The 18,624-nt window shown below is 62.2% G+C and carries 20 protein-coding genes; 10 read left to right on the top strand and 10 right to left on the bottom strand.

The genetic code is table 11. The features are described 5' to 3' along the window. Positions 1-25: 25 nt before the first annotated feature. The 3 genes from NCHOL11_RS08345 to NCHOL11_RS08355 form a co-directional block, all read right to left on the bottom strand. A complete protein-coding gene (locus NCHOL11_RS08345) occupies positions 26-796 on the bottom strand; it encodes an ABC transporter permease (RefSeq protein WP_097091901.1) in 771 nt (256 codons plus the stop codon). Next, complete coding sequence (locus tag NCHOL11_RS08350; RefSeq protein WP_097091902.1) at positions 793-1,725, bottom strand: ABC transporter ATP-binding protein; 933 nt, start codon at positions 1,723-1,725, stop codon at positions 793-795. Before NCHOL11_RS08350 ends, NCHOL11_RS08345 begins: the two co-directional genes overlap by 4 nt. Before the next feature lie 64 nt (positions 1,726-1,789). After that, on the bottom strand, positions 1,790-2,419 hold the full coding sequence (locus tag NCHOL11_RS08355) for a class I SAM-dependent methyltransferase (protein WP_097091903.1): 630 nt from the start codon (positions 2,417-2,419) through the stop codon (positions 1,790-1,792). Between the two features lie 362 nt (positions 2,420-2,781). Between NCHOL11_RS08355 and NCHOL11_RS08360 the strand changes: the two genes are divergently transcribed. Beyond that, the gene (locus tag NCHOL11_RS08360; protein WP_097091904.1) at positions 2,782-3,084 is read left to right on the top strand and encodes a glycine zipper 2TM domain-containing protein; all 303 of its coding nucleotides are present in this window, start codon (positions 2,782-2,784) and stop codon (positions 3,082-3,084) included. A 72-nt stretch (positions 3,085-3,156) separates the two neighbouring features. On the opposite strand, the gene NCHOL11_RS08365 is transcribed toward NCHOL11_RS08360, so the two are convergent. Together NCHOL11_RS08365 and NCHOL11_RS08370 are read right to left on the bottom strand one after the other, a co-directional pair. Next, positions 3,157-3,435: a hypothetical protein gene (locus NCHOL11_RS08365; RefSeq protein WP_097091905.1), complete on the bottom strand. Its 279-nt coding sequence runs from the start codon at positions 3,433-3,435 to the stop codon at positions 3,157-3,159. A gap of 142 nt (positions 3,436-3,577) precedes the next feature. After that, the gene (locus NCHOL11_RS08370) at positions 3,578-3,985 is read right to left on the bottom strand and encodes an EVE domain-containing protein (protein WP_097091906.1); all 408 of its coding nucleotides are present in this window, start codon (positions 3,983-3,985) and stop codon (positions 3,578-3,580) included. Positions 3,986-4,094: 109 nt separating this feature from the next. Here NCHOL11_RS08370 and NCHOL11_RS08375 point away from each other — a divergent pair, with 109 nt between their 5' ends. Further along, complete coding sequence (locus NCHOL11_RS08375) at positions 4,095-5,000, top strand: isopenicillin N synthase family dioxygenase (protein WP_441339496.1); 906 nt, start codon at positions 4,095-4,097, stop codon at positions 4,998-5,000. A 12-nt stretch (positions 5,001-5,012) separates the two neighbouring features. On the opposite strand, the gene NCHOL11_RS08380 is transcribed toward NCHOL11_RS08375, so the two are convergent. Beyond that, positions 5,013-5,396, bottom strand: coding sequence for a dihydroneopterin aldolase (locus tag NCHOL11_RS08380; RefSeq protein ID WP_097091907.1), 384 nt, complete (start codon positions 5,394-5,396; stop codon positions 5,013-5,015). A gap of 93 nt (positions 5,397-5,489) precedes the next feature. Here NCHOL11_RS08380 and NCHOL11_RS08385 point away from each other — a divergent pair, with 93 nt between their 5' ends. From NCHOL11_RS08385 to NCHOL11_RS08400, 4 genes are read left to right on the top strand one after another with little or no spacing between them, the layout of a single operon-like run. Then, positions 5,490-6,026 carry a GNAT family N-acetyltransferase gene (locus NCHOL11_RS08385; RefSeq protein WP_176502203.1) on the top strand — a complete coding sequence of 179 codons (537 nt, stop codon included), beginning with the start codon at positions 5,490-5,492 and terminating at the stop codon, positions 6,024-6,026. Positions 6,027-6,069: 43 nt separating this feature from the next. Next, positions 6,070-6,636, top strand: coding sequence for a DUF1285 domain-containing protein (locus NCHOL11_RS08390; protein WP_097091908.1), 567 nt, complete (start codon positions 6,070-6,072; stop codon positions 6,634-6,636). After that, the gene (locus NCHOL11_RS08395; protein ID WP_097091909.1) at positions 6,633-7,244 is read left to right on the top strand and encodes a CoA pyrophosphatase; all 612 of its coding nucleotides are present in this window, start codon (positions 6,633-6,635) and stop codon (positions 7,242-7,244) included. The genes NCHOL11_RS08390 and NCHOL11_RS08395 overlap by 4 nt, the downstream gene beginning before the upstream one ends. After that, entirely contained in the window at positions 7,225-8,436 is a 1,212-nt protein-coding gene (locus NCHOL11_RS08400; protein WP_097091910.1) for a CCA tRNA nucleotidyltransferase, read from the top strand. The genes NCHOL11_RS08395 and NCHOL11_RS08400 overlap by 20 nt, the downstream gene beginning before the upstream one ends. Here NCHOL11_RS08400 and NCHOL11_RS08405 read toward each other — a convergent pair. Together NCHOL11_RS08405 and parC are read right to left on the bottom strand one after the other, a co-directional pair. Continuing rightward, complete coding sequence (locus NCHOL11_RS08405; protein ID WP_097091911.1) at positions 8,400-10,151, bottom strand: putative bifunctional diguanylate cyclase/phosphodiesterase; 1,752 nt, start codon at positions 10,149-10,151, stop codon at positions 8,400-8,402. The genes NCHOL11_RS08400 and NCHOL11_RS08405 overlap by 37 nt on opposite strands. 84 nt (positions 10,152-10,235) lie before the next feature. Beyond that, positions 10,236-12,524 (bottom strand): DNA topoisomerase IV subunit A, encoded by a 2,289-nt coding sequence (gene parC, locus NCHOL11_RS08410; RefSeq protein WP_097091912.1) that lies wholly within the window; start codon positions 12,522-12,524, stop codon positions 10,236-10,238. Between the two features lie 195 nt (positions 12,525-12,719). Here parC and otsB point away from each other — a divergent pair, with 195 nt between their 5' ends. The 4 genes from otsB to purC all read left to right on the top strand — a co-directional run bounded on the left by otsB (position 12,720) and on the right by purC (position 17,628). Next, positions 12,720-13,430 carry a trehalose-phosphatase gene (otsB, locus tag NCHOL11_RS08415; protein WP_441339497.1) on the top strand — a complete coding sequence of 237 codons (711 nt, stop codon included), beginning with the start codon at positions 12,720-12,722 and terminating at the stop codon, positions 13,428-13,430. Positions 13,431-13,535: 105 nt separating this feature from the next. Further along, a complete protein-coding gene (locus NCHOL11_RS08420) occupies positions 13,536-15,305 on the top strand; it encodes a glycoside hydrolase family 15 protein (protein ID WP_255254798.1) in 1,770 nt (589 codons plus the stop codon). Then, positions 15,302-16,711: an alpha,alpha-trehalose-phosphate synthase (UDP-forming) gene (gene otsA, locus NCHOL11_RS08425; protein WP_097091914.1), complete on the top strand. Its 1,410-nt coding sequence runs from the start codon at positions 15,302-15,304 to the stop codon at positions 16,709-16,711. The genes NCHOL11_RS08420 and otsA overlap by 4 nt, the downstream gene beginning before the upstream one ends. A 134-nt stretch (positions 16,712-16,845) precedes the next feature. Beyond that, a complete protein-coding gene (gene purC / locus NCHOL11_RS08430; RefSeq protein WP_097091915.1) occupies positions 16,846-17,628 on the top strand; it encodes a phosphoribosylaminoimidazolesuccinocarboxamide synthase in 783 nt (260 codons plus the stop codon). 30 nt (positions 17,629-17,658) lie between these two features. Here purC and NCHOL11_RS08435 read toward each other — a convergent pair whose 3' ends face one another. Together NCHOL11_RS08435 and NCHOL11_RS18170 are read right to left on the bottom strand one after the other, a co-directional pair. Continuing rightward, positions 17,659-18,411 carry a sulfite exporter TauE/SafE family protein gene (locus NCHOL11_RS08435; protein ID WP_097091916.1) on the bottom strand — a complete coding sequence of 251 codons (753 nt, stop codon included), beginning with the start codon at positions 18,409-18,411 and terminating at the stop codon, positions 17,659-17,661. A gap of 55 nt (positions 18,412-18,466) precedes the next feature. After that, positions 18,467-18,616 carry a hypothetical protein gene (locus tag NCHOL11_RS18170; protein ID WP_176502204.1) on the bottom strand — a complete coding sequence of 50 codons (150 nt, stop codon included), beginning with the start codon at positions 18,614-18,616 and terminating at the stop codon, positions 18,467-18,469. Positions 18,617-18,624 lie beyond the last annotated feature (8 nt).

Genomic DNA, 18,624 nt, shown 5'->3' on the forward strand with positions numbered 1-18,624 from the left:
GAGCGGCCACGCGGCGCCGCTCCGGTCATTTCTTCAGCCGGTAACCTGTCCGGAAAACCCATCCGATGGCGGTCAGACACACTGCCAGCATCGCAGCGATGAAGAGCAGGCTGAACTCGATCCCAACATCGCCCCGACCGAAAAAGGTCCAGCGGAAGCCTGACACCAGATAGACGATCGGGTTGAACAAGGTGATCGTACGCCAGGGCTCGGCCAGCATATGGACCGAGTAGAAGGCGCCGCCCAGGAACGTCATCGGCATGATCAGCAGCATCGGAATGACCTGCAACTGCTCGAAGCTTTGCGCCCAGATGCCCAGGATAAATCCGAACAGGCAGAAACTGACCGCGATCAGCACCATGAACGCCGCCATGGCGACAGGATGTTCGACATGGACGTCGACAAACAGATGGGCCGTCACGAAGATGATCGTTCCGACGCTCAATGACTTGGTGGCCGCCGCGCCTACATAGGCGATGACGGTCTCGGTGGCCGACACGGGCGCGGAAAGCAACTCATAGATGGTGCCCGCGAATTTCGGCATGTAGATACCGAAGCTCGCATTGAAGATGCTCTCGGTGAACATCGACATCATTATCAGACCAGGCACGATGAACGCGGCATAGTCGATGCCGTCGATCTGCGTCATCCGCGATCCGATCGCCCCGCCGAACACGACGAAATAGAGCGATGTGGTAATCACCGGCACCAGCAAGCCGGTCAGCAGGGTACGGCTGAACCTGTGCAACTCGAACTTGTAGATCGACCAGATGGCCCGATAGTTGAACCCGCTCATGCCGCCTTCTCCTGATGGACCAGGCTGACGAAGATATCTTCCAGGCTGCTCTGCTGCGTGTTGAGATCCTTGTAGCCAATGCCAAGGTCGCCAAGCCTGCGCAGCAGCGACGATACGCCAGTCCGCTCTGCCCGCGTATCGAACACATATTCGATCTCGCTTCCATCGGACTTGAGCGCCAAATCCCATTCGCCAAGTTCCGGCGGGATCTGCGTCAGCGGCTGGGCCAGCGTCACCGTCAGGCTCTTCTTCCCCAGCTTCTTCATCAGCGCTGTCTTCTCTTCGACCAGGATCAGCTCGCCCTTGTTGATCACGCCCACCCGGTCGGCCATTTCCTCGGCTTCCTCGATATAGTGGGTCGTGAGAATGATGGTGACGCCGGTTTGCCGCAATTCACCGATCAGCTTCCACATGTCGCGGCGCAGTTCGACATCGACGCCAGCCGTCGGCTCATCCAGGAACAGCACGCGCGGCTCATGGCTGAGCGCCTTGGCGATCATCACGCGCCGTTTCATGCCACCGGACAATTCAAGCATCTTGTTGTTGCGCTTGTCCCACAAGGACAGGTCGCGCAGCACCTTCTCGATATAGGCGTCGTCGCGCGGCTTGCCGAACAGCCCACGGGAAAAGCGCACGGTGTCGATCACCCGCTCGAACGCATCGGTGTGCAGTTCCTGCGGCACCAACCCGATGGCTGAGCGCGACCCGCGATAGCTGCGCACGATGTCATGCCCGGCGACCGTCACGCTGCCGCCGCTTGGCCGCACATTCCCGCAGATGATGGAGATCATCGTCGTCTTGCCCGCGCCATTGGGGCCCAGCAGGGCGAATATCTCGCCCTCCTCAATTTCCAGATCGATGCCCTTGAGTGCCTGATATCCTGAAGCGTAGCTTTTCTTCAGCCCGGACACGGTAATGATGGACGCCATGCGCGCGAATGCCCCTCTTTATCTGCACGCCTAGATAAGGTCGCACGGCCTGTGCGCAACCGGACTATTCGCCGCGGCGGTGAAAGCGGAAGACGGTGGCGGGCGGAAAGTTGCGCACGGTCTGTCCCACGCGCGCGACTTCAAGGTCCAGCGCGTGCAGCACGTCGCGGCTGACAGGCGGGCGTGTCGAATAGGTGAACTGGATGAAATTGCCGCCCGGGCGCAGCATGCGGAACGCTTCGGACAAAATATCAGCGTGCATGTGCCGGTCCATCGCCAGCAAGGGCAAGCCGCTAACCACCGTCTGATATTGGCCCGGTTCACCGGCCGCCGCCGTCGAGACGATCTGGGCGGGCGTTTCCAGCACCGACACATGAGGAAAGTGCCGCCGCAGGCCGCGCGCAAAGGCCGGATTGATCTCCACCACTTCAAGCTTTTCAGGCGCCAGGCCCGTTTGCAGGATCGCGCGGGTGAACACGCCGGTGCCGCCGCCCAGCTCCATCACCCGGCCATCCGACGGATCGATATGGGCCACCATCAACCGCGCGAGGTAGCGGCTGCTCGGCACCACCGAGGCGGTCTGGCGCGGCTTCTTAACCCAGGCCGCGAGGAAATCGAGATACTCCGTCGCCCGCGCGCGAAATTCGCTTCGGGGCATGGTGATGGCCCGGCCACGTTTGGACTTGTCATGCATGGGCGATAGTTGACCGGGAACATGTCATCGCGACTCCCCTTAGCGAGCCCGGCGCGCGCCGTCGATTGGCTTTAACATGTCTGTAGATGGCAAATTTTTCACATGCGCGGCACCCGTCGCATTTTTCGTGAAAGTCGTCGGGTAAACGCCCTTAATAAGAGCATCGGACCAGACACGCAGGCGCTGAACTCCACTATCCAGCCAATTTATGGCTCCCGATCGCCGCATCGCGCTCAACCAGCCACATTTATCCGAAAAAAATTTCGTATCGTTTTCAACTATTTAGCTTGTTGCCGCAGGTTCATGCAACCTCGTCCACTATCAGCGGGTTCAACAGCAAATCATTGTTTCGGAGGAGAATTATGCGCAAAGCCATTATCGCCCTGTCGGCCCTTTCGATGGCCATCCCCGTGTCCATGGCTATCCCCACGGATGGCGCCAGCGCCCGCGACGGTTATCGCTATCGCGAATGGCGTGGCCGTGACGGACGCATGTATTGCCGCAAGTCGAACGGCACGACTGGCCTGATCGTCGGCGGCGTGGGCGGCGCCCTGCTCGGCCGCGCTATCGATACCCGTGGCGATCGTGCGACCGGCACGATCCTGGGCGCTGCCGGTGGCGCGCTGCTGGGCAAGGAAATCGACAGCAAGCGCCGCTGCCGCTAATCTACTAATGCACAGCAAAAGGCGGTTCCCCGACCGGGAGCCGCCCTTTTCATATATGGTAAGGATGGGCGCTTATTTTGAAGCGGCGCCGCGGGCTTCTTCAACCTTGAAGGCAACCGGCTGGCCGCCGGACACGCCAGACACCTTGCCCTTGCGAACCGCCAGGTTGAACGCCACGGCATCGGGATAGCGGCGGCCGGAAATCTGCTGCCCGGTCTTGGTATCCTTCACCTCATACACATAGGTGTAGCCTTCGTGGGTGAAGCGCTGCTTGGCTTCTTCAGCTTGAGCGGGTGCCAGAGCGGCAGCGATGGTGGCAACTGCACCGGTAAGAATGAATTTCGACAGCATTCGCATAGGTTTTCTCCTTGTGAATGCCGATCAAACACCTCTGCATCTTCTTGTTCTGTTGGCCGCCAGCCTATGCGCAAGCCACAGCCCTGCAATCGCAAAAAACGGATCACCAGTTGCGGTTGACGCAACCGGCGGGACTTCACGCCTCGGACAGGGAAAGGATGTGACGGAACTGAGCTTCGGTGAGGGGAGCAACCGACAGACGCGATTGGCGTAGCATTACCATATCGGCCAGCGCCGGGTCGGCCTTCATCGTCTTCAACGTCACGGGCTTGTTGAGCTTCCGCTCCGGCGCGACATGTACGGCGATCCACTTGCCGCTGTCATCGGTACTGTCGGGAGCCGCTTCCTCGACGATCTTCATGATGCCGACCGCTTCCACGCCGATATTACTGTGGTAAAAGATCGAAAGATCGCCCTTGCGCATCGCCTTCATGTTCAGCTGCGCCGCATGGTTGCGCACGCCATCCCACTCGGCCTTTCCTTTCTCGACCAGGTCGTCATAGGAAAAGACATCGGGTTCAGATTTCATGAGCCAGTAGTTCATGACCGCCTCCTTGCCTCAGCCGAAGGGGACGATCAAGGATCGGACCGTCATTCGAAGGGAAAGTCGAAACTTGCCGCACGCAACCCTGGACCAGGTCCCGCTGCTGTCGATGACAGCCATGACGAAGCAGGATTTTGCGGCGGCGCTCGGCGATTCGTTTCGGGAGTTCGGCTTTGCCATGGTGAAGGACCACGGCATGGACGCCGCCCTGATCGAGGATGGCTGGCGGATCGCCCGCGCCTTCTTCTCTCTGCCAGATGATGTGAAGCGCCGCTATGACGCCAGCGGCAATGGCGGCCAGCGGGGCTACACGGCGTTCGGACGAGAAATCGCCAAGGGCGCGAGCGAAAATGACCTGAAGGAATTCTGGCATGTCGGCCGCGATCTGCCCGGCACACATCGGCTGACCGCCACCATGCCCGCCAACATATGGCCGAAGGAAATTCCATATTTCCAAGAGCTTTTCATCCGTCTCTATGATGAGTTCGATCGTATCGGCGCTGAACTGCTGGCTGCCATCGCCCTTGATCTCGGGCTGCCGGAACGCTGGTTCGATGATGCTATCGAAGACGGCAATTCGATCCTGCGCCTGCTGCACTATCCACCTGTTTCGGCAGAAGCTCCGGGCATTCGTGCTGCCCCGCATGAGGACATCAACCTTATTACCCTGCTGCTCGGCGCAGAAGAAGGCGGGCTTGAAATCCAGGACCGACAAGGCAACTGGCTGCCCGTCATACCCCCGCCCGGCGCGCTGGCGATCAACGTCGGCGACATGCTCCAGCGGCTGACCAACCACCGCCTGCGATCAACCAGCCACCGCGTCGTCAATCCTCCCCCGGAAAGGCGCGGCATGGCTCGCTATTCCATGCCCTTCTTCCTGCACCTGCGCCCGGATTTCCTGATCGATCCGCTGCTGCAATGCGTCGATGCCGACCACCCCCGCCGCGATCCGCCCATCACCGCGCACGACTATCTGGTCGAGCGGCTGCGCGAGATCGGACTGGTGAAAGGCTGAGCGCCTGCCAGCCTATTTGCGCCACCGGCCCAAGGTGATGCCGATTTCTTCGCCCTTCTCGCTCAGCGCTAGTTTTATGATCTTAACTTCGACCTGCAACACCTTGTCATCCTTAAGAAAAATGGTGTCGATAATATGATCGGCTACCGCTTCGATCAGCGTGAAATGCTGCCCCTCCGGCAACGCAGCCGTGGCCGCATGCTTCAGGTCCATGTAATTTTTCGAGCGGGATAGCGGCGTATCCAGCTCATAATGATCGGCGACCTTCAACCGTGCGCGGATGGATATGCGCAGCGGCTGCGGCAAATGCGTTTCTTCCGAATAGATGCCCGTCAGGACATCGACGTCCAGATGATTGACCTCCAGCGTCAGAAAATCGTCAAATCCGCTGTTCATGGCTTTCCTGCTGCTGGCGATGGCCAGAATAGACTTTAATTTTGCGGAGCAGGCGCTAATCCCGCCGCTCCCGGCGCGGTCCATGCGCCATTGATGGCGGATCGGCAAGACGTGTCTCATATTGTGCCCCTCAACATCGTGGCGGAAGAGGCGATCGAGCGGCTGCTCGACGCAGCCTTCGGCCCCGACCGGCACGGCCGCACCGCCTATCTGATCCGGCAAGGCATGCCGTGGGTGCCGGAGCTTTCCTTCGGCATGATGGACGAACATGGGGAACTGGTAGGATCGCTGCAAAGCTGGCCGGTCGCCCTCACCCATGCCGACGGAACGCAGACGCCCCTCATCATGGTGGGTCCCGTCGCCGTGTCACCGGCACTTCAGCGGGCCGGCCATGGCCGTGCATTGATGGACGCGGTCGTCAATGCAGCCCGCGCCCATCATAGCGAGCCGCTGATGATGATCGGCGATCCGGAATATTATGGCCGCTTCTGGGGCTTTTCCGCCGCAGCCACTGGCGGCTGGACATGTCCCGGCCCTTATGAAGCGCGCCGCCTGCTCGCCCTTTCGGCCGATGGCGCGGCGATCGGGGGAGTAGGCATGCTTGGACCGCGAATCACCGCGCCGGTTTGATTTCCCTTTTGCCTTCCCCGCCGCGTGATCCTATCTCGGCGGCATGCCGATGGACCCACTGCCCGATCTCGCAAGCCTGTCTCTCGCCGACATAGTTCGCCTGGCGGAGGAAAAGCGGCTGCCGCCGGTCGACAAGTGGAACCCCGATCATTGCGGCGACAGCGAAATGCGCATCGCCCGTGACGGCACATGGTTCCATCAAGGCTCGCCGATCGGCCGTGAGACGATGGTGCGGCTCTTTTCCACCATCCTGCGGCGTGAGAGCGATGGCTCCTATGTTCTTGTAACACCGGTTGAAAAGCTGTCCATAGAGGTGGAGGATGCACCCTTCCTGGCGGTGGAACTGAAGAGCGAGGGCGAAGGCCGCAGCCGCGCTCTGGCCTTTCGCCTCAACACCGGTGACCTCATCCCCGCAGGGCCCGAACACCCTCTGGTGATCCGGGAAACACCGGACGGCCCGCACCCCTATCTTCATGTGCGCGGCGGACTAGAGGCATTGGTCAACCGCAGCGTCTATTATGAGTTGATGAACCTTGCCCTTGATGAAGCGAACGATCCGGTCGGCCTGTGGAGCAACGGCGCCTTCTATCGGCTGGACGGTTGCGCATGAGCCTGGCCGATCGGCTGCGATCCGCGCTGGCGCAAGGACATGCGCGTGAAGTCGGGCTCACGACATCGGACACGCGCGATCCCCGCATCGATGGGGAGCTTGTGCTCGCGCCTGCCGCCGTGCTCGTCGCCATCACCGACCGGCCGGAGCCCGGCCTCATCCTCACAGAGCGCGCGGCGTCCCTGCGCAAGCATGCCGGGCAGATCGCCTTCCCCGGCGGCCGCGTGGATCAGGAAGACGCCAGCGAAATCGCCGGTGCGCTGAGGGAAGCGCAGGAGGAAATAGCGCTGGCTCCGGACATGGTGGATGTGATCGGCACGACGGACCGCTATCATACCTTCACCGGCTTCGACATTGTCCCCGTGCTGGGTGTGATCCCCCCGGACCTGCCGCTGACGCCTCAGGCGGACGAGGTTGCCGATTGGTTCGAACTGCCCCTCTCTTTCGCTCTGGATCCCGCCAACCGAATCAAACATGCCGTTCAGTTTCAGGGGGTTGAGCGGCATTATTATGAAATCATGTGGAACGGTCGCCGCATCTGGGGCATCACTGCGGCCATCCTTGCCAATCTGTCGCGGAGGCTCGACCTTGACCGCCTTGTTGCCTGACGCCGACTGGCGCCACCGGCCCGGCCTCGATGGCCTGCTCGCCGCGCTTGGGGCCGATCAGGGCCTTGCCCGCTATGTCGGGGGAGCGGTGCGCGACGGGCTGCTGGGGCTTCCCGTCAACGACCTCGACATCGCCACCGCGCTGGAACCGCAGCAAGTGGTGGATCGCCTCAAGGCCGCCGGGATCAAAGCGGTGCCCACCGGCATCGATCATGGCACCGTCACCGCCGTGATCGCGGGATGGCCTGTTGAAATCACCACCTTGCGCCGCGACGTCAGCACGGACGGACGCCGTGCGACTATCGCCTATACCGCGGACTGGCGCGAGGATGCCGCCCGGCGCGACTTCACGATCAACGCCCTTTACGCCGATCCCTACACCCATGAAGTGACCGATTTTTTCGGCGGCGTCGATGATCTGCGCGCAGGCCGTGTCCGCTTCATAGGCAGCGCCGCTGAACGCATCGCGGAGGATCATCTGCGCATCATGCGCTACTTCCGCTTCCTCGCCCGCTTCGGACGCGGCACGCTGGACGAAGATGCCTATGAGGCCTGCCGCGCCGCCGCCAACAGCCTCATGGCTCTGTCGCGCGAGCGGATTGCCGACGAACTGCTGAAGCTGCTTGCCCTTCCCAACCCGCTCGCTTCGCTCCGCCTGATGGTCGAAGGTGGCATTTTTCGTCCCGTACTCCCCGAAATCGGCACGGATGGGCTTGCGCGGGTAGAACAGCTTGTGGTGCGCGAGATCGAGGCGGCTGTTCCGCCCGCCGCCCTGCGGCGCTTGGCCGCCCTGCTGCCTCCCGACGCTCGAACGGCCGATGCGGTAGGCGCACGGCTGAAACTGTCCAACAAAGCCCGCAAGCGTCTCAGCGTGGCTCTTGAAGCGATGGCTCCCGCAGTTCCGGCCAGGGCACTTGCCTTCCATGTCGGTGTGGAAGGCGCGATTGATCGACTCCTGCTCGACCCCTCATCACCGATCGACAGCATTGCCCAACTCGAAGGCTGGACCCCGCCTCAACTGCCGATCGGCGGGGGCGCCCTCATCGCGCGCGGCCTGACGCCCGGTCCTGACGTGGCCAAAGCCTTGGGGGAAGTCCAACGCATCTGGGTAGAGGAAGACTTCCCGGAGGAAGGCCGTGTCGACCAGATCGCGGATCAGATCGTTTCGAAATTCCAGCGCGCCCGCCAATAATCGAACGCCTCATTTTCCGGCATCGGGCGCGCAAAATAAAAGCCCTGTCCATGGCCGCAGCCCATGGATTGCAGCGCGTGGGCCAGTTCCTGCGTCTCGATACCCTCGGCCGTGACATGCAGGTTCAGTGATTCGGCCAGCGAGAGAATCGTACGGACGATCGCCTGCTTGTCCTTGTCTTCCAGCATGGTGGACACGAAGCTGCGGTCGATCTTCAAAATGTCGATCGGCAGGCTGTGCAAGCTGGCAAGGTTGGAATAGCCCGTGCCGAAATCGTCCATCGCGATCGGCATCTGGAGGTCTTTCAGCGCCACCAGCAGCTTTCGCGCCTTGTCCGGGTCGGCGATGATCGCGCTTTCCGTCAGTTCGACGGTCAGGCGCTTGCCCGACACGCCAGAATAGCGCAGCGCTTCCTCGAACATCGACGCCACATCGTCGCGCGCCATCTGGATAGGCGACAGGTTCACATTGATGCCGACCGGCAGAGCCTGCCCGAACTTGGCGTCCCACCGGCTAAGCGCCTGCGCGGCTTCATAGGCCGCCCACCGCCCAAGCGGCGTGATCAGGCCGCTTTCCTCTGCCACCGCTATGAACTCGCAAGGCGACACATTGCCTAGATCAGGATCATTCCAGCGGGCGAGTGCCTCGAACCCCGTGATCTCGCCCGTCTGCAACTGGATCAACGGCTGATAGGCCAGTGTTAGATCGCCCTGCGCCAAGGCCGTCCGGAGACGGCTTTCGATTGAAAAGCGCCGCTGCGCTTCCTTCAGCACCCCGTTACGGTAGATTTCCACCTTGCCGCTGCGCTTGGCGATCTTCACCGCCGCCTGCGCCTTGCGCACCACATCGTCGGGGTCATCATCAAGGCTGGTCGAAAGCGCACAGCCGATCGCGCAATCCACCCGGATCTGCAAATCACTCAGGCGGATCGGCGAGTTCAGCGCATCCTTGACCCTCTGAACGATATGAAGACAGTCCGACAAGCCATTGTTCAGACGCGCGAATATGGCAAAATCGTTGCCGCCGATCCGGGCCAGCACATCGCCCTGCCGCAGGTTGGACTTCAACCGTTTGGCGACCGTGATCAGCAGCTCGTCGCCAGCCATGGGACCCAAGGATTCGTTGACGCGGCTGAACCGGCTGAGGTCGATCGCGATAATCCCGAACTGCGAATTGCCCGCCCAAGGGGTATTGCGCAGCCGGTCGTCAATCTCTTCGCCAAAACCTGTCCGGTTGGGCAACGCTGTCAGCCCGTCCGACAATAATTCGCGCCGCAGGTTTCTTTCGGTGACCCGGTCGCTGGTGCGGTCCATCGCCGTGAACAGGATGAGGTTCACCCCCTCCTCATTCGAAGGCAGCAACCCCGCGGTGCAGGAGAAGTATTCCGGCCCCAACGGCCCATCACGCCGCAGTTCAAATGATGAAGAGACATTGTCGGCGAGCGCAACCTCAAGGATTCGCTCTCGCCAATCCTGGCAATAGGGCATTTCCGCGTCGGGATCGCTGCTTTCCAGGAAGCTGCTATAGAAAGTCTTGTTGACAGAAACGAGCTGCAAGTCATTGCCTTTGAAGCATAACATGGCCGCTGCATGCGGCACGGCCTCCAGCCAATGCTCCATTTCAGCCCGGCACCGCAGATGCGTGCGTTCGAACCTCGCAAGGAGGTTGTCGTCCAGCCTTTGACTTGGCCGAATACGCACAGGGACCGATTTCATACCCCCGGATTACGCACCAGTGGTAAATTTTCAGGAAACGACGGGATGTCATTTCAAGCAGATAAGCGGATTGTTACGCGATCGTCAAAAGCGGTTGTCTCGCGGAAAGCCGACCGGCGGCATCCGGCCTGCCGCACCGCGCGCCACGCGCCACGGCGTCATATCGGCTTCGGTGCGCGTTCGGCCGCTTTCACCACCCATCGTCCAACTCAAACCATCGCTCATGCGGAAAGCGACTGCATCCGATAGCCCGCCATCACGATAGCGCTGCATCTGAACGCCCTGCCCACGCGCCATGCGCGGCATCTCCACCAGCGGAAATACCAGCAGCTTGCGATTTTCGCCCACTACGGCAACGCTGTCCGCTTCGGCCGCTATGACATGCACGACCGTCAGCCGGGCTCCGGCCCGCACATTCACCACCTGCTTGCCCTTGCGCGTTTCCGCGATGACGTCCGCCACCGCCGCGACGAAGCCCCTGCCGTCCGACGCCGCCAGCAGCAACTCGCTTCCCGCGCGGGCAGGGAACAGCGCCACAATGTCCCCCTGATCATCCATGTCGACCAAGGACCGCACCGGATCACCAAAGCCGCGCCCACCCGGCAGCTTGTCCGCACCCAGCGTGAAGACGCGCCCGCTTGCCGTCGCCAGCAGCAGCTTGTCCGTGGTCTGCGCATGGAAGGCGATCTTGGGCCCGTCGCCTTCCTTGAACTTCAGCGTGTCGGCCGAAGCCAGATCGCGATGACCGCTCATCGCCCTGATCCAGCCCCGCTCCGACAGAATGACCGTGATCGGCTCACGCTCGATCATCGCCTCCAGCGGGATTTCGCGCGCAGGCGCCGCTTCCTCGACCAAGGTACGCCGCTTGCCCATTTCCGTCTCCGGCGAGTAGCGCTTGCGCAGTTCCGCCAGATCCTTCTTCAATCGATTGCGCTGGCGCGTTGGGCTTTCGACCAGCTTCGTCAGTTCGTCGCGTTCCTTCAGCAGTTGCGAATGCTCGCGCCGCAGTTCCATCTCCTCCAGCTTGCGCAGCGATCGCAGCCGCATGTTGAGGATGGCTTCGGCCTGCCGGTCGTTGAGCCCGAACTCCTCCATCATCACGGCCTTGGGCTCATCCTCGGTCCGGATGATCTCGATCACGCGGTCGAGGTTCAAATAGGCGATGATATAGCCGTCGAGCAGTTCCAGCCGGGCCGCGATCTTGTCCAGCCGATGGCGCGCACGCCGCACCAGCACGTCGATCTGATGCTTCAGCCACTCGATCAACACCGGCTTCAAGCCCAAAACGCGCGGCGTACGCGTGGCGTCCAGCACGTTGAGGTTCAGCGGAAAGCGGTTCTCAAGATCGGTCAGCCGAAACAGGCTGTCCATCAGCACTTGCGCGTCTACCGTCCGAGCGCGCGGCTCGATGACGATCCGTATCTCCGCGTCGCTTTCATCCCGCACGTCCGCCAATATCGGCAGCTTCTTGTCATTGATCAGCGCGGCGATCTGCTCGATGAGCTTGGATTTCTGCACCTGGAACGGGATCTGCGTGACGATCGCCACCCACGTCCCACGTCCGCCATCCTCCTTGTGCCAGCGCGCCCGCGTGCGAAAGCTGCCCCGGCCGGTGGCATAGGCTTCAGAGATGATCGAGGGACTGTCCACCAGCACACCGCCGGTCGGGAAATCGGGCCCACGCACGATCTGCATCAGGTCCGCATGTTCAGCGTCGGGATTGTCGATCAGCAGGCTTGCCGCATCGATCAACTCGGACACATTATGCGGCGGAATGCTGGTCGCCATGCCGACCGCGATCCCGCTCGCGCCATTGGCCAGCAAGTTGGGGAAAAGCCCCGGAAACACCTCCGGCTCTTCATCCTCGCCATTATAGGTCGGCCGGAACTCGACCGTGCCCTCGTCCAGCCCGGCCATCAGGTCGGCCGCCGCCTGGGTCAGCCGCGCTTCGGTATAGCGCATCGCCGCCGCATAATCGCCGTCGATATTGCCGAAATTGCCCTGCCCGTCGACCAGCGGCGTGCGCAGCGAAAAGTCCTGCGCCAACCGCACCATGGCGTCATAGACGGAAGTGTCGCCATGCGGGTGATATTTGCCGATGACGTCGCCCACCACGCGCGCGCACTTCTTGTAGGAAGTCGTATTGCGCGCAGGATTGGCGACCAGCACGTCCGGCGGAGCGCCACCCGGCTCCATCCGCAGCAGCCGCATGGCCCAGAGCAGGCGCCGATGCACCGGCTTCAACCCGTCGCGCAGGTCCGGCAGCGACCGTGCGGTGATGGTGGAAAGGGCGTAGACGAGGTAGCGCTGCGACAGCGCCTCATCGAACGGGTGATCCTTGATAGCGTCGAACGGGTCGCGAAAATCGGTCATCGCGATCGGAATAGCAGCGCAACGACAAAACGGAAACGGGGATTGCGGGGTTCTCCCCACGTACGCAATCGGCGGTTCAAGGGAAAATTCCTTATGGCTCCCTTGGGGACTTGCACATTTGCTGCGACGCGCCAATTTGCGCCCGTGTCCGATTCCATCCCCTCTCTCACCCACCTTCCCGCGCCGCCAGCTTCCCTGCTGACGGGCGCATCGCTCTTCCTTGATTTCGACGGCACCCTCGCGCCGATCGCGCCGACGCCCGACGGCGTCATCGTCGATGAAGAGTTGCTCGCCATGCTCGGGGATTTACGCGATGCGCTGGAAGGCCGTCTGGCGATTGTCAGCGGCCGGTCGATCGCGACATTGCGCGATCTTGGCTTTGGCGGCTTCCTGCTTGCCGGAACCCACGGGCTGGAGTTCGCCCAGCCCGGCGAACAGGTCGAAGCCCCTCCCCGCCGCCCGGCGGTGGACGATGCCGAAGCCGCTTTTCACGCATTCGCCGATGACAAGCCCGGCGTGCTTGTCGAACGCAAATCGATCAGCGTCGGCCTGCACTTTCGCGGCGCGCCTCAATGGGGGGAGCAGGCAGGCGAACTGGCCACCGACCTGGCCGAACGGCTTGGCCTCGCCGTCCAGCCGGGCAAGATGCTGTTCGAACTGCGCCCCGGCGGCGCGGACAAAGGCAGCGCGGTTCACGCCCTGATGGCCCGTTCTCCCATGGCTGGCGGCCGTCCGCTCTTCATCGGCGATGACGTCACGGATGAAGAAGGCTTCGCCGCCGCCGCCGAATTGGGTGGCGCGGGCATTCTGGTCGGCCCGCCGCGCGCAACGCTTGCCGCATTCTCTTTGGAACAGGTTGCCGCCGTCAGGCATTATCTTGAAAAGGGGGTCGTCAGGCCGGGCTGAGCCGTGGCTGGCGCCCCTTGTTCGAACGAACCAGGGGGCAGAACGATAGTCAGGAATAGTCAAACGCACTTCGCCGGGAACGAACGCAATCTCGATCTCTGGCCGATCGGCAATTGCCAGGCATCCGCGCTGATCGATCGCGCGGGTCGGATGATATGGGCGTGTGTGCCTCGTGTGGACGGAGACCCCGTCTTTTCCGCGCTTCTCGATGACAAGGGTTGGGATCAGCCGGACGCACGCGGCTTCTGGGCGATCGAGCTCGAAAACTGCGTCACCGTCGAGCAACATTATATCCGCAACACGCCGATCCTCGTCACGCGGCAGACCGATGATCATGGCAACGCCATCGAACTTTATGATTTTTGCCCGCGCCACCGGCACCTTGGCCGTATGTACCGCCCTGTCGCCTTTTGCCGGATCGTGCGGCCCGTGGCAGGCAGCCCCCGCGTCCGCGTCCGGCTGCGTCCCACGACGTCATGGCATTCGGAGCAGGTGCCGATCAGCTATGGCTCCAACCATATCCGACTGGTCCTGTCCTACACGGCGATGCGCATGTCGACCAATGCGCCCATCGGCCTCATCAGCCAGGAAAGCTGGTTCCGGTTGGAACATGACATGCACTTCTTCCTCGGGCCGGACGAGAGTTTTTCCGACGCGCTTCGTCCCGCGGTCGAACGCATGCTGGATGACACGATCCTCGAATGGCAGGTCTGGGTGCGCGGCCTCGCCATCCCGGCAGAGTGGCAGGAAGCCGTCATCCGCTCGGCCATCACCCTGAAACTCTGCCAGCATGAGGAAACCGGCGCGATTGTCGCCGCGCTCACCACCAGCATCCCGGAGCATGCCGATTCGGGGCGCAATTGGGACTATCGCTACTGCTGGATACGCGACGCCTATTATACGGTCGAAGCGCTCAACCGCCTCGGCGCGCTCGACGTGCTGGAAAGCTACCTCGTCTATCTCCGCAACATCGTCGACGGCGCGAAGGGCGGCCATATCCAGCCGCTCTACGACGTGCGCGGCAATGCGACGCTGGAGGAACGGGAGGCGGAAAATCTGCCGGGCTATCGCGGCATGGGCCCGGTACGCGTCGGCAACGCCGCCTATTCGCAAATTCAGCATGACGCCTATGGTCAGATCGTCCTGTCATCGGTTCAGGGCTTCATCGACCAGCGCCTGCTGCGCATGGCGGGCATGTCCGACTTCGAAGCACTCGAAGCGGTCGGCGAACGAGCATGGTCTGTCTATGACCAGCCTGACGCCGGCCTCTGGGAACTACGTACCCGCGCCCATGTCCACAGCTACAGCGCCGTCATGTGCTGGGCCGCCTGCGACCGCCTCGCCCATGCCGCCGCCGCGCTCGATCTGTCCGACCGCGAAAGCCATTGGCGCGAGCGGGCCGAAATCATGAAGGCGCGCATCCTTCAGTCATCCTGGCGGACGGACAGCAACGCCATTTCCGCCAATTTCGAAGATGACGCCCGCGACGCTTCGCTGCTCCAACTGTTGGACTTGCGCTTCCTCACCGCCGACAATCCGATGTTCATCGGCACGCTGAAGGCGCTGGAAAAGGATCTGCGGCGCGGCAACAACATGCTCCGCTACAGCGCGCCTGACGATTTCGGTGAGCCGGTCACGGCGTTCAACGTCTGCACCTTCTGGCTGATCGAGGCGCTGCATCGCACCGGCCGCACCGAAGAGGCGCGGCTGCTGTTCGAAGAAATGCTGTCCCGCCGCACCGCTGCGGGGCTCTTGTCGGAGGATATCGATCCGGTAACCGGCGAATTGTGGGGCAATTATCCCCAAACCTACTCATTGGTCGGCATCATCAACTGCGCCGTTCTGCTGAGCAAGCCGTGGAGCGTGATGCGATGAGCCGCCTGATAGTCATTTCCAACAGGGTGAGCAGGCCCAACAAGTCCGGCAATCAGGGCGGGCTGGCCGTCGCGCTGGCCCAGGCCCTGCGGGAAAGCCGGGGCATCTGGGTCGGCTGGTCGGGCGAAGTCACCGAAAATTTCACCGGCCATATCGGCTTTTCCGAGGACGAAGGGGTCAAGACCGCTACGATCGACCTCGAAGAGCAGGACGTCGACGAATATTATAACGGCTATGCCAACAAGACGCTCTGGCCGCTGTTCCACTTCCGCATCGACCTTGCCGAATATGCGCGCGATTTCGAAGGCGGCTACAACCGCGTCAACAAGCGTTTCGCGGACACGACCAGCCCGCTGATCGAGCCCGAAGACATCATCTGGGTGCAGGATTACCATATGATCCCGCTCGGTCAGATGTTGCGGGACAAGGGGCACCAGAACCGGATGGGCTTCTTCCTCCACATCCCCTGGCCGCCCACGCGCCTGCTCGTCTCGCTGCCCCATCATACCAAGCTGGTACAGACCCTGTTCGCCTATGACGTCATCGGCTTCCACACCGAGGAGTGGCTGGAGTCATTCCGCCATTATGTGGAGCGGGAGATGAACGGCACCGTCGATGGCGACTTCGTCACATTGGGCGATCGCACGATTCAGGCGATTGCCTGCCCGATCGGCATCAACGCGCAGGAATTCTCCAACGCGGCCGTCAGCGATCCCGCCAAGGAGATGTTCGAGAAGGTCCGCCGATCCTTGCAGGACCGGTCGATGATCGTGGGTGTGGACCGGCTCGACTACAGCAAAGGCCTGGAGGAGCGGTTCAGCGGCTATTCCCGCTTCCTCAAGGACCATCCGGAACATCATCGCAAGGTGGTCCTGACGCAGATCGCGCCGCCCTCACGCGGGGAGGTGGAAAGCTACCAGCATATCCGCTCCACCCTCGACGCCATCGCCGGGCGCATCAACGGCGAATATAGCGACGTGGACTGGACCCCCATCCGCTACGTGAACCAGGGCTATCCCCGCGACAAGCTGGCCGGGATCTACCGCGCCGCGCGCATCGGCCTCGTCACCCCCTTGCGCGACGGCATGAACCTGGTCGCCAAGGAATATGTCGCCGCGCAGGACCCTGATGATCCCGGCGTCCTCATCCTCTCCCGTTTCGCGGGCGCCGCGACGCAGCTCAAGGACGCGCTCCTCATCAACCCCTACAGCCCGGAGGAAATGTCCGACGCCATCACCCGGGCGCTTGCCATGCCGCTCGACGAACGCCAGCGCCGCTGGCGTTCGATGATGGACTGCGTCGAGGAACAGGATATCAGCTGGTGGCGCCGCTGCTTCACCGAACGCCTGATCGCGGCGCGGCAGGAAGACAGCACGGCCAGGGAGCAAATCGAAACCGCGCATTAGGTGCCGCTCAGCCGGCTAATTGCACCTCCGCCAGCTTTGGTCTATGGGCCGTGCCCAGCAGCCCCGGCACCCGCTTATCCTCCTTGATTCGCGTTGCCGGGGCACATTCTTTTCTCGGGAAGACAGGAACGCGCATGGCCCGTCGCCGCCAGATCTACGAAGGCAAGGCAAAGATCCTTTACGAAGGCCCTGAGCCCGGCACGATCATCCAATATTTCAAGGACGACGCGACCGCCTTCAACGCGCAGAAAAAGGGCACGATTTCCGGGAAGGGCGTGCTCAACAACCGCATTTCCGAGCATATCTTCACCCTGCTCGGCCAGATCGGCGTCCCCACCCATTTCATCCGCCGCCTCAACATGCGCGAACAACTCGTTCGCCAGGTCGAAATCGTGCCGATCGAAGTCGTGGTCCGCAATGTCGCCGCCGGATCGCTCAGCAAGAAGCTGGGGATCGAGGAAGGCACGCAGCTGCCCCGTACCCTGATCGAATATTGCTACAAGGATGACGCGCTGGGCGACCCGCTCGTGTCCGAAGAACATATCGCCTGCTTCGGCTGGGCCAGCCAGGAAGAGATGCACGACATCGCCGACATGGCGATCCGCATCAACGACTTCATGTGCGGTCTCTTCGCCGCCATCGGCATCCGCCTAATCGACTTCAAGCTGGAGTTCGGCCGCCTGTGGGACGGCGACTATAGCCGCATCATCCTGGCGGACGAAATCAGCCCGGACGGCTGCCGACTGTGGGACATGAACACCGGCGAAAAGCTCGACAAGGACCGGTTCCGCCGCGACCTGGGCGGCGAAGTCGAAGCCTATCAGGAAGTCGCCCGCCGCTTGGGCCTGCTGCCCGAAGGCGCGGATACGACCGTCCTCGACCTCGACACCCACCGCAAGAAGCGCAGCAAGGACTGATTGGCCAAGCGCGTGGTGGGGTGAACCTCCTCACCCCACCACCGCATCCACCATCAGCTTGATCCCCAAAAGCACCATCAACACGTAGATCAGCGTGTAGAATCGCGCCGGATCGACCCTGCGCACCAACAAAACGCCCGCATAGGTCGCCCCGATCGCCAGCGGCGCCAGCATTGCCGTCGCCATCAGATTGGCGCGCGTAAATTGCCCCAGCGCCGCATAAGCGGGCACCTTGATCCAGTTCATCACGGCAAAGGCGATCGCGGTGGTGCCGACCAGCACGTCGCGCGCAAGCCGCTTGGGCAGCACCCACATCTGGAATGGCGGCGCGCCCGCGTGCGCGATCTGGCTCGTAAAACCGCTCGCGATCCCCAGCAAGGTCCCGACCCAGTCAGGCGAACTGGACGGCAGCACCACCTTCCCGCCCCGCTCGATCCAAAGCCGCTGCGCCCCGAACAGCGTCGAGATAAAGCCGAGCGCTCCCAGCACAGCCGTTTCCGACACCTGCGCAGCGAACAGATAGCCCAGCCCCACGCCGACAACCATGCCGGGCATCATCACCTTCAATATATGCCGGTCCCAGCTGCGCCGAAACGACCAGACGCTCACCGCATCCTGCAAAATGAGGATAGGCAGCATGATCGCCGCCGCCCGCACCGGATCGATGCCCAGCGCCATGATCGGCATCGCCAGCGCGCCCGCCCCGGCAAAACCGCCCTTGGCAAGGCCCGAAAGAACCACCGCCACGATCGCGCATGTGTAATAGAGATAGTCACCGCTCATGACCCCGCCCTAAAGGAAGGCGGGGCCCTGAGCGAACAGCATTTTTCGCAAAGGTTCAGGCGCTTGCCCGATATCCGATCAGAACGCCGAAAGCGAATGTGGCAAGCAGGGCCAACTGCACGCGGCCATGCGGATCGTCATAGCCGACGATCTGCTGCCCAAAGGCGAAAAGCCCCACAAACATCGCCAGTGCCAGACCAGCCATCTTGAAAA

Origin of the sequence: Novosphingobium sp. Chol11 (assembly GCF_900218065.1) — a bacterium.
GTDB lineage: Bacteria > Pseudomonadota > Alphaproteobacteria > Sphingomonadales > Sphingomonadaceae > Sphingobium > Sphingobium agri.